Source organism: Caballeronia glebae (genome assembly GCF_001545035.1).
Classification (GTDB): Bacteria; Pseudomonadota; Gammaproteobacteria; order Burkholderiales; family Burkholderiaceae; genus Caballeronia; species Caballeronia glebae.
Map to the genome: position 1 here is coordinate 1 of NZ_FCOJ02000019.1, position 15,979 is coordinate 15,979.

The window sequence follows — 15,979 nt, forward strand, 5'->3', positions numbered from 1 at the left end:
CAACTGCTCCATTAATGCATCGTCGAACGTGAACTTGTCATGTTTGATGCGCTCCGCAATATGACGGAATGTGTTTGAGCGCGCCTCCTGCGTCGGGCGCTCTTTGCCGCAGGTCAACGCATCCACAAGCTTGTCCTCGAGAGCGCACGGCGAGTTCATGACAAATAACGCGTCGGGCGCGCGAGTAGTACAGAGTGCCGTGGCTGCTAATGCGATCATCGTTCCCTGACTGTGCGACATAATAGTCACCGTGTCGCGCGGCGAATGCCTCCGGATATCATCGATTAGGTCCGCAAGACGCTTCGCGGCGTGCGAATAATAGTCTCGGGGTGGCGCGTCTTGCAGGTAGCGGTCGGCTTCGGTATTTAGCATCTGCGCATCAATCCCGTAGACGTGCCGCTTCATCCCCATGGCGCTCCAGAGTTGCTGAATATTATTGGTGCCGTTCTGGAATGGGCCTCCGCCCCAGTACCATGGTCCCTTGTCTTTTGCTAGGTCGGCTTTCCAGACGTCCACGCCCGTGTCGTTCCGGAGCGCTACTCGCCACTTCTTCTCTTCGCCATCTTTGGCGCGATACCCCCAGTAAAAGCGAATTACAGGCGAGCGGCCTGGGGTTTTCATTCTGCGCGGAAAGGGCTGTCTGATGTCGCTGTCATAGTCTTCGTACTCGTTCGGACTAAGCTCGTGCTTCCCCGTTAGATTGAGACGGTGATTAAGGCCGTTACACAGCCCCATTTCTGCGGCGTTGTACCACTCGCCCTCCGAATTCACCCCATGCACGAAGATAACGACACCCGGCAAATGTGGCCCGAGCTTCGCCTGAGCCCATACCTGATAGCTCTCGGGCGTCATATACGACTCCCAGTAGGGCCGTCCGAAGACATCGGTCTGTCTTGGCACTTCATGCATAGCTTGCTGCGGTTGCTGGTCGTTCGTTCCAGCCGACTGCTCGTTTTGCATCGTGTCCGATCCCTGCGTCATACTCAAACTCCATTCAAATAGTTGTAACGGGAGATCGCAGGGGAGTGCGACACGCGAATCGTTAAGGCGACCGGTCTTTCCACCCTCTCCGAAATCTCATACGCCGGCACCGAGAAGGACGCCGCGCTCTCTGCACTTTGGCCCCTCAAGATGCGGAGACCGACGGCCCGTCACCCAGATTTCGCCATCATCGCTACTGCCTACGATAGGCTTGACCCGACATAAATCTCTCTGTACTGCTATCGATGCTTGCCGATCGGCAAGCTTTGATCAGCCTTCGCGCATCCGCGAGGTCTAGCATTCGACCTTATCTGATTAAGCGTGCAAGAAATAGGGTGAAATTTCCCAAATCCGGAAAAGGATCTGTTTGCTAATGGTCTCAACAGACGCCACCCACCGGCGCGCGCACCGGTGTTGCTTTCAGTGGGAAGATCGCGGCTGTGACTTTGCGCTCGGGTTGCTGGGCTGCGGCCACGGTAAGCGGACCCGCTGTGATTCCCGCTTTCGGCGACGGCTTTGGCGCCGCCTTCGATATGGACGAGCGTGCAGACAAATAACAGCAGCGGCGCCGCCGCGCCTAGGGCAACGCGGCGTTTCCGCCGCGCCTTGCTTTCATTCCGCTGCCCGACCGCGCGCGCGGACGTCGCTCAATCGAGCGTGATCCCGTCAAACCGATGCCCACCGAGCGGGCTGATCAGATAGCCGTGCACGCGTTTCGATATCGGCTGAAAGATATTCGCGTGCGCGAGCGGCGTGTACGGCACCTGATCCTTGAACACCACCTGCGCTTCCTCATAAAGCTTCGTGCGCGCATTTTGATCGGTTACGAGACGCGCTTTCGCGAGCAGATCGTCGAACTGCTTGTTGCACCACTTCGCCACGTTGCTGCCGTGAACCGCGTCGCAACCGAGCGTCGTGCCGAGCCAGTTGTCGGGGTCGCCGTTGTCGCCGAGCCAGCCGTAGAGAATCGCATCGTGCTCGCCGTTCGTCTTCGCGCGCTTGTTGTACTCGGCCCATTCGTAAGTGACGAGGTTCGCCTTCACGCCGATCTTTACCCAGTCCGACTGAATCAGTTGCGCCATTAAACGCGCGTTCGGGTTATAACCGCGCTGCACCGGCATTGCCCATAGCGTGATCGTGAAGCCGTTCGGAAAGCCGGCTTCCTTCAGCAGTTCCTTCGCCTTCGCGGGGTCGTGCGGCGCGTCCTTCAACGCCTTGTTATACGACCATTGCGATGGCGGCATCGGATTCGTCGCGACGGTTGCTGCGCCCTCGTAGACCGTCTTGATGATCGCCTGCTTGTCGATCGCCATGTCGAGCGCGCGGCGCACGCTAACTTTATCGAGCGGCTTGTGCGTCGTGTTGTAGCCCACATACGCAACGTTGAAACCGACGCCCGACAGCACCGTGAGCTTCGGGTCCTGCTTCGACGCGGCGATGTCGGCGGGACGCGGAAACGACGTCACCTGGCACTCGCCGCTCGATAGCTTTTGCTCGCGCACGGCGGCATCGGGCGTGATCGAGAAGACGAGCTTGTCGATATGCACGTCCTTGCGATTCCAGTAAGTCGGGTTCGCGTCGTAGCGGATCGTCGCATCTTTCTGATAGTCGCGGAACACGAATGCGCCCGTGCCCACAGGCTTCTGATTGAAGTCCCCGGGCTTGCCTTGCTTCAGCAATTGCGCGGCATATTCCGCCGATACGATGGAAGCGAATTCCATCGCGATGTTGCGCACGAACACGACATCTGGCGTCTTCAAGGTGAAGCGCACGGTGTAGTCGTCGAGCTTGTCCACCGATGCGATGTTCTTGTCGTAGCCGAGATCGGTCAAATACGGGAAGCTGACCGGATGCGCCTTCTGGAACGGCTCGTTCGGATCGATCATGCGCCTGAACGTGAACGCGACATCGTCCGCGTTGAAGTCGCGCGTCGGCTTGAACCACGCCGTCGACTGAAATTTCACGCCACGCCGAAGATGAAACGTAAAGGTCTTCGCATCCGGCGACTCATCCCACTTCTCGGCAAGACCCGGCACGAGATCGAGCGTGCCGCGCTTGAATTCGACAAGCTGATCGTAGACGGCGTGAGCGCCCGCGTCGAAGTCGGTGCTGGTCGTGTACTGCGCCGAATCGAAACCGGCGGGGCTGCCCTCGGAGCAGAACACGAGCGTCTTGTTCGCGGCCGATGCGGCTTGCGAGGTCAATGCGAATGCGGCAAAAAGGGAAACGGCAAGGAGTCGGTGCGTCAGAACCATTTTTCTTGTTTGCTCCGAAGAGTTGGCAAGCCGCCTCGCGGCGGGCGTGAACCATACTCTACCAAGCAAACGATTGGCGAGCTTGCTACATCGAGCGCAACGCAAAGCGCTTGAGCTTGCCGGTCTCGGTGCGCGGCAACGCGTTGAGGAAGGCCACGACGCGCGGATACTTAAACGGCGCGACATTGCGCTTCACGAAGTCCTGCAATTCGGCAATCAGCGTATCGTCGCCCGTGAAGCCCGGGTTGAGCACGACGAATGCTTTCACCACTTGTCCGCGTGTTTCGTCGGGCACGCCGATCACGCCGCATTCCGCGACCGCTTCGTGTTGCATCAGCACGCTTTCCACTTCGGGTCCGGAAATGTTATAGCCCGCCGATACGATCATGTCGTCGGCGCGCGCCTGATAGAACACGTAGCCGTCTTCATCGATCACGACGGAATCGCCGGGCAGGTTCCAGCCGTCGCGCACGAACTTCGTCTGACGTTCATCGGCGAGATAACGGCAGCCCGTCGGCCCGCGCACCGCGAGCTTGCCGATCGTGCCGGGCGGCACGGGCTGCATCGCATCGTCGACGGCCTGCACGATATAGCCCGGCACCGCGCGCCCGATCGCATGCTCGCGCACGTCCGCACACGCGGAAGAAACGAAGATATGGATCATCTCTGTGCCGCCGATGCCGTCGATCATTTCGATGCCGCTCGCTTCGCGCCATAACGCGCGCGTGGAATCGGGCAGCGCTTCGCCTGCCGACACGGTCTTCTTCAAGCTCGATACATCGAAGCTTTTAATAAGCGGCGCCATCTGCCGATAGAACGTCGGCGCGGTGAACATGATCGTCGCGCGATAGCGCTGGACGGTTTGCAGCAGCGTTTCGGGCGTGAGCTTTTCGAGCAGAATGGTCGATGCGCCCACGCGCAGCGGAAAGCACAGCAGGCCGCCCAGACCGAACGTGAACGCGAGCGGCGGCGTGCCGCAAAACACATCGTCGGACGTGGGCTTCAGAATGTGTCGGGGGAACAGATCGCACATCGCGAGCACGTCGCGATGGAAGTGCATGCAGCCTTTCGGCGCTCCGGTCGTGCCGCTCGTGAACGCGATCAGGCACACGTCGTCGGCGGCGGTGTCGCAGGCATCGAAATGATCGGGCTTGTTTCGCGCGAGCGATTCGAGCGAAGCGGGCGCGTCGTCATGAAACGTGAAAACTTGGGCCAGCGCCTCGCAATGGAAGTCGTCGCCTTTCGTCTCGCAGCGTTTCAGTTCTTCCGTGAGACGCACATCGCACAGCGCGGCCGATATCCGCGCCTTCTCGATGATCTGCTTCAACTCCTTCGCGCGCAACAACGGCATGGTCGGCACGACGACAAGTCCCGCCTTCAACGCAGCCAGGAACGCGACCGCCATCTGCAAGGTATTCGGTCCGCGCAACAGCACGCGATTGCCGGGACGCAAGCCCATCTCGTCAACGAGCACATGCGCGCTGCGATTCACGAGCGTGCGCAACTCGCGATAAGTCGTTGCATGCGGCTCGCCGTTGGCATCGGACCAGATCGCGGTGCGATCGCCGTGTCCGCTTTCGATCGCGCGATCCAGCAATTCCGTCGCGCAGTTCATGCGCGCTGAATAGGCAAGATCTGCGTTGTCGAGCATGAGCAGCGGCCATTGTTCCTGCGGCGGCAGATGATCGCGCGCGAATGTATCGACGTGTGCCGAACGTTCCATCGTGCCCTCCGCTTAATCGGGGATAACAGCCGTGGCTTCGATTTCCACCTGTGCTTCATCTTCGATGAGCGCGACGACCTGCACCGCGCTCATCGCGATGTCGTAGTCGCCGATCAGCTCGCGAAACGCCGCGCCGATCTCCTTCGCAGCCGCGAGATACGCGCGCTTGTCGGTCACGTACCACGTCATGCGCACGAGATGCTCGGGGCCGCCGCCCGCTTCGCGCAGCACGGCCACGACGTTGCGCAACGCCTGCGTGGCCTGCGCCCCGAACTCGTTGCTGACGAAGCGCGCCTGTTCATTCCAGCCGATTTGCCCGGCGATAAACACCTGCGTGCCGCGCGCCGCGACGCCGTTCGCGTAGCCGCGCGGCTTGATCCAGCCCGAAGGCAGAAGCGTCTTTTTCATGAGCGTGTCTCCTCTTGCAATGCGCGGCGCGTGCCCGGCGCGAACTGCTCGATTGCGCGGGCGATGTCGCCGGGAATGTCGATCGAGCGGCCATCGTCGAGCGATGTCGTCACCAGAACCTGCTTCGCACGAAAGCGCACTTCACCATCGCAATGACAAACGATGTCGATGCGAATCGAGCGCTGTCCGACGGAGTCGACGGCAAGCGAAAGCGTCACCGTTTCACCCATGCGGCTCGGCCGCGAGAACTCGCAATTGAGCCTCACGATGGGAAGCCCCACGCGACGCTGCGAAATCATCCGCGCGTAGTCGATGCCGAGCGCTTCGTCGAACCAGTCTTCGACGAGCGCATTCGTCATCACGAGATATTGCGGAAAATAAACGATGCCCGCCGGATCGCAGTGCGCGAAGCGAATTCGCATGGGCATATCGAAGGTTCGCGTCATCGCCGATGTTCTCCGTGCGCTTTGAGCAAGTCTCGTCCGACGATCAACTGCTGCACTTCCGTCGCGCCTTCATAGATGCGCAGCGCGCGTATCTCGCGATAAAGCGATTCGACCGCCGTGCCGCTCTTCACGCCGAGGCCGCCCCACAACTGCACGGCTGCATCGATCACCTGTTGCGCGCCTTCGCTCGCGTGCCATTTCGCCATTGCGGCTTCGCGCGTCACGCTCTCGCCCTGATCGCGCAGCCACGCGGCGCGATAGACGAGCAGCGCGCTCGTGTCGATGGTCAACGCCATCTGCGCGAGCTTGGCCTGCGTGAGTTGAAAGTCGCCGAGCGTCTGGCCGAACATCTTGCGCGATGCGGCGCGTTCGAGCCCTTCCTGCATTGCGTGGCGCGCGAAGCCGAGCGACGCGGCTGCCACCGACGTGCGGAAGATATCGAGCGTGCGCATCGCGATCTTGAAGCCTTCGCCGGGCGCGCCGAGCATCTGGGTGCGCGGCACGCGCGCGTGGTCGAAGTGCAGACGCGCGAGCGGATGCGGCGCGATCACGTCGATACGTTCGGCGATCTGCAAGCCCGGCGTATCCGCATCGACGATGAATGCGCTGATGCCACGCGAGCCCGGCGCTTCCCCGGTGCGCGCGAACACGACGTAGAAATCCGCGATGCCGCCGTTGGAAATCCACGTCTTGTCGCCGTTCAGCAGATAGACATCGCCATCGACGCGCGCATCGAGCGACATTGCCGCGACGTCCGATCCTGCTTCGGGTTCCGACAACGCAAACGCCGCCAACGCCGTGCCGTTCGCGACGCGCGGCAAATAGCGCTCTTTCTGTTCATCGGTTCCGGCAAGCGAAATTGCGCCGGAGCCGAGTCCTTGCATCGCGAAGGCGAAGTCCGCGAGGCCATCGTGCTTTGCGAGCGTTTCGCGCAGGAGACACACGGCGCGCGTATCGATCGTATCGTTCGATGCGCCGTATCGCGTTCCGCCGATGCAATGCCGGAGCCATCCCGCATCGCCGAGCAGGCGCACGAGGCGCTTGCAGGCCGCGTCGGTGTCGGCGTGATCGACATGCTTCAGATGCTCGCCGGCCCATGCATCGACGTCGCGCGCGAGTTCGCGATGCCGTTCGTCGAAGAAGGGCCACGCGAGCGCGCTGTGTGGATCGAGCTTCAACTCAGTCTCCTTCGAACACGGGACGCGACTTCGCCGCGAACGCGCGATAGGCGCGCTCGAAATCGCGCGTGCTCATGCAGATGGCTTGCGCCTGCGCTTCCGATTCGATCGCTTCGTCGATGCTCATGCTCCATTCCTGATGCAGCATCTTCTTCGTGATGCCATGCGCGAAGGTCGGGCCCGCGACGAGTTCGGATGCGAGCTTCGCGGCTTCGTCGAGCAAGGTCTCGGGCGTGCAAAGACGGTTGTAGAAGCCCCACTGATAGCCTTCTTCGCCGCTTGCGGCGCGCCCCGTGAAGAGCAATTCGGCGGCGCGTCCCTGGCCGATGATGCGCGGCAAAATAGAACACGCGCCCATGTCGCAACCCGCGAGACCGACACGCGCGAACAGGAACGCGAGCTTGCTGCGCGCGGTGCCGAGACGCAGGTCGGAAGCCATTGCGAGAATCGCGCCCGCGCCCGCGCAGACGCCATCGACGGCGGCGACAATCGGCTGCGGGCAATGACGCATCGCCTTGACGAGATCGCCCGTCATGCGTGTGAAGAGCAATAGCTCGGGCATCGGCAGATCGATGAGCGGCGCGATGATTTCGTGCACGTCGCCACCGGAACAGAAGTTATCGCCCGCGCCGTGTATCACGATGGCTTTCACATCGCTCGCATATGCAAGACGGCGAAACAGATCGCGCAACTCCGCATACGACTCGAAGGTCAGCGGGTTCTTGCGCTCGGGCCGGTTCAGCACGATGGTCGCGACGCCGTTCGTCACGGTCCAGCCGAAGTGCGTCGCGCGATAGTCCGCGAGCGTGGTGCGGTTGCCGGCGAGCAGCGCGTCGGCGGCGGATAAGGTCATCGTTGTCTCCTTCACCTTCAGTCCTTCAGTGTCTTCAGCAGATGCTGCTTCAGCTTTCCGAGGCGCTGATGCGTCTGCGATTTTTCGTTCAGTTCGAGGCCGCCGAACATTTCGACGACCCATTGCTCATGCGCGGTCGCCATCTTGTCGAACGCGCTGCGGCCTTGCGGCGTGAGACGCACGCTGGTCGAGCGACGATCGTTCGGATCGGTATAGCGCGACACCAGTCCTTCTTTTTCGAGCTGATCCGTAATGCCCGTCACGTTGCCGCCCGTGACCATCATGCGGCGCGACAACTCGGTCATCTTCAGCCCTTCAGGATGGCGTTCGAGTTGCGCCATGAGGTCGAAGCGCGGCAGCGTCGTATCGAATTCGGTGCGCAGGCGCTTGCGCAATTCGGCTTGCACGAGGTTCGTCGTGGTCAGCATGCGAAGCCATAAACGCAGCCCCATGTGGCTGTCGACGCCCGTGCTCATTTCCAGATCGACGACATTGTCCGCCGGCTTCTCGATGCCCTTGCGCGGCGTCTTCTGCTCCGTCGCGGCGGTCGTCTTCTTGTTGTTTGCGGCGTGGGTCACGTTACTTCTCCACCTGAAACGGATAGGGATTGGCCGTTCATCGCAGCGGAACCGGGCGCGCAAAGCCATAGCACGGCGTTGGCGACTTCTTCCGGTTGCACGAAGCGGCGTTGTGGGTTGTTTCGCACGAGCGCGTCGCGCGCGTCCTGTTCGCTGCGCGAGGTCTTCGACATGATCTGATCGAGCGACGCGCGCAGCAGTTCGGTTTCGGTATAGCCGGGGCACACCGCGTTGACCGTGACGCCTTTCATCGCGACCTCGGCGGCGAGCGCGCGCGTGAGGCCGATCACGCCGTGCTTTGCCGCGCAATACGCGGCGACATACGCATAGCCGATCTGTCCCGCCGTGCTCGCGACATTCACGATGCGGCCATAGCCGCGCTCGATCATCGAGGGCAGGGCGGCGCGCGTGCAAAAGAACACGCCGGTGAGATTCACGTCGAGCATGCGTTGCCAGAGCGCCGCGTCGGTTTGCGTGAAAGGCGCGGCTTGCGCATGGCCTGCGTTGTTCACGAGGATATCGACGGGACCGGCGCGCGAGAAAGCTTCAGCAACGGCCGCCTCGTTCGTCACATCGACGCCGATGCACGCGACATCGCCGTGTGCACGCATCGCGGCGCGCTGTGCTTCGAGGCGCGCGAAATCGCGGCCCATCAGCGTGATGCGCGCGCCAGCTTGCGCAAGCGCCTGCGCGCACGATGCGCCGATGCCGCTGCCACCGCCCGTCACGACCGCGTGCTTATTGGCGAGAGTCGTCATGATCAGACTGTTCCTTCGGCGCGTTGCGCACGTTCCTGCGGCGTGAGGCGCGCGTTGTCGGCGGCCATCGCGCGCTCGCGTTCGAGATTGCGTTCCAGTTGCGATTTGGCGGCCGCGTACTGCTTCGGCCACGTAACATCGAAGAAGCCGATCTTCGCGGCTTCGTTCAGCGTCCACGATGGATTCGCGAGATGCGGACGCGCCACCGCGCACAAATCCGCGCGTCCCGCCGCGATGATGCTGTTCACATGATCCGCTTCCGATATCGCGCCGACCGCAATCGTCGCAATGCCCGCTTCATTGCGGATGCGATCCGCGAACGGCGTCTGGAACATGCGGCCATACACCGGCTTTTCCTGCTTGCTGACTTGCCCCGACGACACGTCGATCATGTCAGCTCCAGCGGCCTTGAACGCGCGAGCGATTTCGACGGCGTCGTCGGGCGTCGTGCCGCCATCGACCCAATCGTGCGCCGAGATGCGCACGGACATCGGCTTGTCTTGCGGCCACGCGGCGCGCATCGCCCTGAATACTTCGAGCGGATAGCGCAGACGGTTTTCGAGCGAGCCGCCGTATGCGTCGGTGCGATGATTCGTCAGCGGCGAGAGGAAGCTCGATAGAAAGTAGCCGTGCGCGCAGTGCAATTCGAGCCAGTCGAAGCCGGCCTGCGCCGCCATCTCGGTGGCGCTTACGAATTGCGCTTCGATCTCGCGTAACTCTTCATGCGAGGCCTCGCGCGACCATTGGCTCACGCCTGACAAATACTGCTGCGGCGATGCTGAAACGAGCGGCCAGTTGCCATCGGGAAGCGGCTGATCGATGCCTTCCCAGCTCACGCGTGTCGATGCCTTCGCACCCGCATGGCCGAGCTGCATGCCGATCTTCGCATCCGATTGCGCATGCACGAAATCGACGATGCGCTTCCACGCAGTAAGATGCGCCGGCGCATACATGCCCGGACATCCCGGCGTGATACGCGCCTCGGGCGACACGCAGGTCATCTCGGTCATCACGAGCGCGGCGCCGCCCATCGCGCGCGCGCCGAGATGCATCAGATGATAGTCGCCCGCGATGCCGTCGACGGCGGAATACTGCGCCATCGGCGAGACGACCACGCGGTTCTTGAGCGTGAGCCCGCGCAGCGTGAACGGCGTGAACATCGGCGGAACGGAACGTTGTTGCGCGTCGCGTTCGATGCCCGCGCGCGCGGCGAGCCAGTCTTCGAACGAAGCGAGATACTGCGCATCGCGTTCGCGCAGGTTTTCGTGCGAGATGCGCTGCGAGCGCGTGAGAAGCGAGTAAGCGAACTGCTCGGGTTCGAACGACGCGTAACGGTCCACGTGCTCGAACCATTCGGTCGAATTACGCGCGGCGTTTTGAATGCGCAATACATCGACGCTGCGCACCTGTGTGTAATGCGCGAGCGCGCCTTCGAGATCGCCGTCTTGTTTCGCGAACGCGGTGTCGATGCTGTTCGCGAGTTCCATCGCATCTTCGAGTGCGAGCTTCGTGCCCGAACCGATGGAGAAGTGCGCCGTATGCGCGGCATCGCCCATCAGCACGACGGGCGCGCGCTTGCCGTTCGCGGCTTCGCGCCAATGCACCCATTCGCGATTGACGACGCGAGGAAAGCGAATCCATTGCGCGGAGCCGCGCAAGTGGGTGGCGTTCGAGATCAGCGCGTGGCCGTCGAGATACTTCGCGAAGAGCTTCTCGCAAAAGGCGATGCCGTCTTCCTTGCTCATGTCGGCGAGGCCGGCCGCGCGCCACACGCGCTCGGGCGCCTCGACGATGAACGTCGACGTGTCTTCGTCGAAGCGATAAGCGTGCGCCTGGAACCAGCCCCATTCGGTCTTTTCGAATGCGAACGTGAACGCGTCGAAACACTTGTGCGTGCCGAGCCACACGAAGCGGCAGTCGCGCATGTCGATATCGGGCTGATACGTCGACGCGTATTTCTGGCGGATCGCGCTGTTCAATCCGTCGCTCGCGATGATGAGATCGGCGTCGTAGTCGTCGTCGTTCGTGACTTGCGTTTCGAAGACGAGCTTCACGCCTAGTTCTTCGCAGCGCGCTTGCAGGATATTCAGCAGACGTTTGCGGCCGATGCCGCAAAAGCCGTGACCCGACGAACGCACGGTGCGTCCGCCGATGTGGACATCGATGTCGTCCCAGTGAGTGAAAGCGTCGAGAATGGCTTCGGCGCTTTGCGGGTCCGCCGCGCGCAGGTTGCCGAGCGTCTGATCGGAGAACACGACGCCCCAGCCGAACGTGTCGTACGGGCGGTTTCGTTCGACGATAGTGATGTCGTAGGCGGGGTGACGGCGCTTCATCAAAAGCCCGAAATACAGCCCCGCGGGGCCTCCGCCGATGCAGACGATGCGCATGCTTGCTCTCCGCTGGTGTCTCCGTGTGTTGATAATTTAGGTTTAGATAGTTTAGATGTCAAGTAAAATTCCGGGGCGATGCGGGCGGTGGAGAGAATTGATGCGAGGGATTAAAGTCGGGCACGGCGTTGATTCGCCGAGGAGCCTTGCGTCATGCGGAAGGCGATCGCCTCCCGATAGCTTGTGACAATCCTATGTCTTCGCCCGCGTGCCTTATGAATCAGTTGTCGCTCTCTGCGAATGCTGACGACGATCCCAATCTTGCTCCGTCATGATGATCCGAAAGCCCAGATGCGACATACTGTTCATCGGATCGGTTCCGCGCCGGGCGCTCGTCCGATAACTTTGGCAATACGTTTCGCTGCAAAGAAATGAACCGCCTCGCGAGACGCGCTTCGGTGCATTCGGAGGAACCCCGGGTTCATCGGGATCGAAACTGTCAGTGGGGCCTGGCGGGTCGACGCTCATCTTGCCTGCCGAGCTGGCAGCAGCGATCCGAAATGCGTCCTCTCTGTACCAGTCTCGCGTCCACTGCCACACATTCCCAGCCATGTCGCACAGACCGTAGCCGTTGGCCTGAAATGAACCGACGGGCGTCGTCCCTACGGCAATTTTCTCGCTGCCCGGAGGCACGACAGGGAATCGGGTGACGTCGTCGCGCCAGACGTTTGCGCGAAGCTTACCTTCAAGTGGAGACTCATCACCCCAGACAAAGTCCGCCTGCTCGACGCCGCCGCGAGCGGCGTATTCCCACTGTGCTTCTGTCGGAAGCTGGCCACCCGCCCAACGGGCGTAGGCGAGTGCGTCCTCATAGGACACCTGGACTACCGGATGTCCTTCCTTGCCCTTGATCGATGAATCCGGTCCGAGCGGATGACGCCAGTCGGCTCCCGGTACGAACCGCCACCAACGACTGAAGTCGTCTAGCGGTACTGGCATATCGGTTCCCACAAAAACCAGCGCTCCGGGGACAAGCAAGCTTGTCGGTGGTCTGGGCGTGCCGGGCGGCAACTGCGGTGCGAGATCCTCCCAGCGGGGAACGCGTTCCGCTGTTGTCTTGTATTGGGTCGCCATGACGAATTGCGTGAACTCGGCATTCGTGACGTCATACTGCCTCATCCAGAAGCCCCTGAGCGTTACCGGATGAGCGGGCCCTTCATTCGGTTGTGCACGCCTCGAAGTACTCCCCATGAGGAACGTTCCGGGAGGTATCCACGCCATATCGCGGGGTCCGCTCGTTCCATCACCGACGAGAACCTCCGGCCGGCGTTGCTTACCTTGCAGCCAGAAGCCAGCAGTAGCGATCAGCGCAGCGGCCGACGCGCCGCCCAGCAAATATTTTCTGCGACTTGCAATCGTGTTCACTTGGAGCCTCGACCGATTGGCTATCGTGGACGCGTGATGCAACCGTCTTGCGTGCCGTTGCAGCGCCGCCTTGAGTATCGGGCTGGAGCGTATTTCGGCTCGATCGCTCAGCGCCGCTATTCCCTTGCGTCCGCTACCGCGCGCGCGGCGCGCTGGAGCGCTTTTCTATCGACGACGTTTAGCTGGCTCTCTCCAAGGTGGATCGTCACCTTGTCGAGCTTTCCATTGAACTTGTATGGCATCTTGGCGGAGTAGTCCTCCACCACCGATGTTCCGGTATCCTCGCCCACATCGAAGGTCTCATCGAACGAAAACCGTGCGCGAATAGTGCGGTCGATGCGTCCTTGAGCAACCTGCCTGCCGTCGACGCTTAGCGTTCCAGATCCGCCTTTGCCCAGTCCGCCGCCGTCATATTTAAAATCGAACGCGATTGTATGCTTGCCTGGCGAGAGCGCCTCGCCTGACGTGATCCGGTAGTTATCCTTGTCCTGATTTGAAAACGCATATACGAATTGCGGCTTGTTGTCGTTTATCAGCAGCGCCCATCCGCCGAACCGTCCACCCAACGTAGCCAGGACTCCGCTCGTTGTTCCGCTTGACGGAATCTCCAGTTCCGCCGTGACCGTAAAAGATCTGTTCTTGATATCCGGTGCACTCGCCTCCGGAATCCGCACCATGCCGTCGAGGTAAGTGAAATCGCTTCGGCCACGGGTAAGGCTCGGTCTGATTGCCGGATCGACCCGCTCGGCCATAGAAGAGTCGAGCGGATAGACGTTATATTTTCTCGCCTCCTGGTCGAAGACCTGCTGCATTTCCTTCAACTTTTGCGGATACTTTCCGGCAACGTCGTTCGCTTGTGAAAAGTCTTCGGTGATGTGATACAGCTCCCATTTGAAGTCGTCGGGGCGCGGCGTATTTCCGTAGTTGACCCATGGAAGGCGAAGCGGTGTGGTCGAGGCCATCCAGCCGTCCTTATAAATACCGCGATTGGCCATCATTTCGAAATACTGCACCGTGTGGCGCGTGGGCGTATTCGCGCCGCTAAACGTGTACACAAGGCTGGTTCCTTCCAACGGTTTCTGCTTAACGCCGTTAAGCATAGAAGGAAATCTGATGTTCGCGACGTCGAGAATGGTCGGCGTGATGTCGATGATATGGCAGAACTGATTACGCAGCGATCCTCGATCCGATATCAGCCTCGGATAAGAAATTACCATGCCATTGCTGGTTCCGCCAAAGTGCGAAGCTACTTGTTTGGTCCATTGGAACGGCGCATCCATCGCATGGGCCCACCCGACCGGATAGTGATTGTAATAAAGCTCTCCGCCCAGACCGTTCAAAGTGGATTTCAGGTATTCCTCGCTTTCTTCCACGCCATTTGCGTTCAAGCCGATCTCATTGGCAGTGCCCTGCAACGATCCTTCGGCACTTGCCCCGTTGTCCCCTTGAATGTAGATGATGATGGTATTGTCGAGTTCTCCCATCTGCGACACCGCATCGATAACCCGGCCTATTTCGTGGTCGGTTTGCGCAAGATAACCAGCATAGACTTCCATCATGCGTGCGTAAATCCGCTTCTGATCAGGGTTAAGGCTATCCCACGCGGGAATTTCCTTTGGACGCGTTGTGAGCTTCGTATCCTGTGGCACGATTCCCAACTTGACCTGGCGCGTCAGTGTTTCTTCGCGAACCTTATCCCAACCCCGATCGAACTGCCCCCTGAACTTGTTGATCCACTCGTCCGGCACATGGTGGGGAGCATGCGTACCGCCTGGCACGTAATAAACAAAAAATGGCTTCTGTGGCGCAACGGCGTGCTGCATGTTCATCCATGAAATTGCGCGATCGGCCAGAATTTCGTTGAAATGTTTCGGATGATCGCCCAGTTGTTCCGGCGAGTCATAAGGCACGGTATTCTCGAATATTGGCGTCCGCCATTGATTCGCATCACCGCCTATAAAGCCGAAAAAATAGTCGAAGCCTAGACCCGTTGGCCAATAACGGAATGGGCCAGCCATACTCGTTTGCCAATCCGGCACGTTATGGTCTTTGCCAAACCAGGCGGTCGTATAACCGTTGTCCCTCAGCACCTCCGCTACCGTGCCCACGCTTCTCGGGGTCAATGTGTTATAGCCCGGATACCCGGTGCCGAGTTCCATGATGTTCCCGGTCGCCGTTGAATGATGGTTGCGACCGGTAATCAATGCTGCGCGCGTGGGGGAACAAAGCGCCGTGGTATGGAATTGGTTGTAACGCAGTCCGTTTGCAGCAAGCTTGTCCATTGCCGGAGTGGGAATGGGCCCACCAAAAGTGCTGGCGGCACCAAAGCCGACGTCATCGGTCATGATCACCAGCACGTTGGGAGCGCCCTTCGGCGCGGAGACCTCCTTCGGAAAGTCTGCCTTTGACTGCTCAACAGTTCTGCCTATCTTGCCTTTGAAAGGTGGGTCGGGATACGGTAAAACGGCGGCAGACGTATCGCTGGGCGATTCCGCCGGTGTTGCGGGAGAATATGCGCCGGTGATGAAGCAGGCCATAACTACAAGCAAGGCTTTAATCGCCGCTTCGAGTGATCGTGCTTTCATTGGGTCGCTCCGCTTACCAACTGCCTTTACGAGCGTTCACTGCTGCACGGGCGCGTGCTGAAAGCTTGCCCGGTCCCACGGCTGCAATGCGAAAACATGAATCTGCCCGACCTTTCCGTACCCTTCGCGTACGTGTGTTCGTGATAACGCCGCGGCTTTCGTTCCCGTTTCGCTCGATCATCGGCCCGGCTGCTTCACAGCAAGCACGGAATGCACAGGACAAGGACGACCTGTTTCGGAAAGGGTGAATACACTATTGGCCGCGGCCAGGAAGAAATCAAGTTTTTGTCCAGCCTAATTTCAGCGAGGTGACGCACCAAGATGGCGCGACGAGACGGGAGAATAAAACGGCGGGGCGGGCGGAAAGGGCGGCGCGAACAACAACCTGTTCAATACGGGCGTCGATTACTTCCTCTCGAAGCGCACCGACGTGGACACGGTCGCGTCTTCGAGAAGGCGAGC

12 protein-coding genes are annotated in these 15,979 nt (G+C 60.5%); all 12 read right to left on the reverse strand.

The genetic code is table 11. The features are described from left to right. A partial coding sequence (locus tag AWB82_RS37950) for an alpha/beta hydrolase (protein WP_235023298.1) occupies window positions 1-981 on the reverse strand: 981 nt, incomplete at its 3' end. Between the two features lie 647 nt (window positions 982-1,628). Then, window positions 1,629-3,236 (reverse strand): ABC transporter substrate-binding protein, encoded by a 1,608-nt coding sequence (locus AWB82_RS14975; protein ID WP_086968369.1) that lies wholly within the window; start codon window positions 3,234-3,236, stop codon window positions 1,629-1,631. A gap of 85 nt (window positions 3,237-3,321) precedes the next feature. Then, entirely contained in the window at window positions 3,322-4,959 is a 1,638-nt protein-coding gene (locus AWB82_RS14980; protein ID WP_086968371.1) for an AMP-binding protein, read from the reverse strand. A gap of 12 nt (window positions 4,960-4,971) precedes the next feature. After that, window positions 4,972-5,367 carry a RidA family protein gene (locus AWB82_RS14985; RefSeq protein ID WP_086968374.1) on the reverse strand — a complete coding sequence of 132 codons (396 nt, stop codon included), beginning with the start codon at window positions 5,365-5,367 and terminating at the stop codon, window positions 4,972-4,974. Continuing rightward, window positions 5,364-5,813: an acyl-CoA thioesterase gene (locus AWB82_RS14990; RefSeq protein WP_086968377.1), complete on the reverse strand. Its 450-nt coding sequence runs from the start codon at window positions 5,811-5,813 to the stop codon at window positions 5,364-5,366. The genes AWB82_RS14985 and AWB82_RS14990 overlap by 4 nt, the downstream gene beginning before the upstream one ends. Continuing rightward, window positions 5,810-6,991 carry an acyl-CoA dehydrogenase family protein gene (locus AWB82_RS14995; RefSeq protein ID WP_086968379.1) on the reverse strand — a complete coding sequence of 394 codons (1,182 nt, stop codon included), beginning with the start codon at window positions 6,989-6,991 and terminating at the stop codon, window positions 5,810-5,812. The genes AWB82_RS14990 and AWB82_RS14995 overlap by 4 nt, the downstream gene beginning before the upstream one ends. A 1-nt stretch (window position 6,992) precedes the next feature. Continuing rightward, complete coding sequence (locus AWB82_RS15000; RefSeq protein ID WP_086968381.1) at window positions 6,993-7,844, reverse strand: enoyl-CoA hydratase family protein; 852 nt, start codon at window positions 7,842-7,844, stop codon at window positions 6,993-6,995. Window positions 7,845-7,861: 17 nt separating this feature from the next. Continuing rightward, a complete protein-coding gene (locus tag AWB82_RS15005) occupies window positions 7,862-8,422 on the reverse strand; it encodes a MarR family winged helix-turn-helix transcriptional regulator (protein ID WP_086968384.1) in 561 nt (186 codons plus the stop codon). Beyond that, window positions 8,419-9,180: an SDR family NAD(P)-dependent oxidoreductase gene (locus AWB82_RS15010; protein WP_086968386.1), complete on the reverse strand. Its 762-nt coding sequence runs from the start codon at window positions 9,178-9,180 to the stop codon at window positions 8,419-8,421. The genes AWB82_RS15005 and AWB82_RS15010 overlap by 4 nt, the downstream gene beginning before the upstream one ends. 2 nt (window positions 9,181-9,182) lie before the next feature. Next, window positions 9,183-11,567, reverse strand: coding sequence for a bifunctional salicylyl-CoA 5-hydroxylase/oxidoreductase (locus tag AWB82_RS15015; protein WP_086968389.1), 2,385 nt, complete (start codon window positions 11,565-11,567; stop codon window positions 9,183-9,185). Between the two features lie 213 nt (window positions 11,568-11,780). Continuing rightward, the gene (locus AWB82_RS15020; protein WP_235023313.1) at window positions 11,781-12,875 is read right to left on the reverse strand and encodes a formylglycine-generating enzyme family protein; all 1,095 of its coding nucleotides are present in this window, start codon (window positions 12,873-12,875) and stop codon (window positions 11,781-11,783) included. Window positions 12,876-13,048: 173 nt separating this feature from the next. Then, window positions 13,049-15,517, reverse strand: a complete 2,469-nt coding sequence (locus AWB82_RS15025; RefSeq protein ID WP_086968393.1) for an arylsulfatase — start codon at window positions 15,515-15,517, stop codon at window positions 13,049-13,051. Window positions 15,518-15,979 lie beyond the last annotated feature (462 nt).

What these genes read in the sequence shown, in the direction of transcription:
- AWB82_RS14975 (WP_086968369.1), bottom strand. Translation starts at nt 3,236, where the DNA reads ATGGTTCTGACGCACCGACTCCTTGCCGTTTCCCTTTTTGCCGCATTC.
- AWB82_RS14980 (WP_086968371.1), bottom strand. Translation starts at nt 4,959, where the DNA reads ATGGAACGTTCGGCACACGTCGATACATTCGCGCGCGATCATCTGCCG.
- AWB82_RS14985 (WP_086968374.1), bottom strand. Translation starts at nt 5,367, where the DNA reads ATGAAAAAGACGCTTCTGCCTTCGGGCTGGATCAAGCCGCGCGGCTAC.
- AWB82_RS14990 (WP_086968377.1), bottom strand. Translation starts at nt 5,813, where the DNA reads ATGACGCGAACCTTCGATATGCCCATGCGAATTCGCTTCGCGCACTGC.
- AWB82_RS15000 (WP_086968381.1), bottom strand. Translation starts at nt 7,844, where the DNA reads ATGACCTTATCCGCCGCCGACGCGCTGCTCGCCGGCAACCGCACCACG.
- AWB82_RS15010 (WP_086968386.1), bottom strand. Translation starts at nt 9,180, where the DNA reads ATGACGACTCTCGCCAATAAGCACGCGGTCGTGACGGGCGGTGGCAGC.
- AWB82_RS15015 (WP_086968389.1), bottom strand. Translation starts at nt 11,567, where the DNA reads ATGCGCATCGTCTGCATCGGCGGAGGCCCCGCGGGGCTGTATTTCGGG.
- AWB82_RS15025 (WP_086968393.1), bottom strand. Translation starts at nt 15,517, where the DNA reads ATGAAAGCACGATCACTCGAAGCGGCGATTAAAGCCTTGCTTGTAGTT.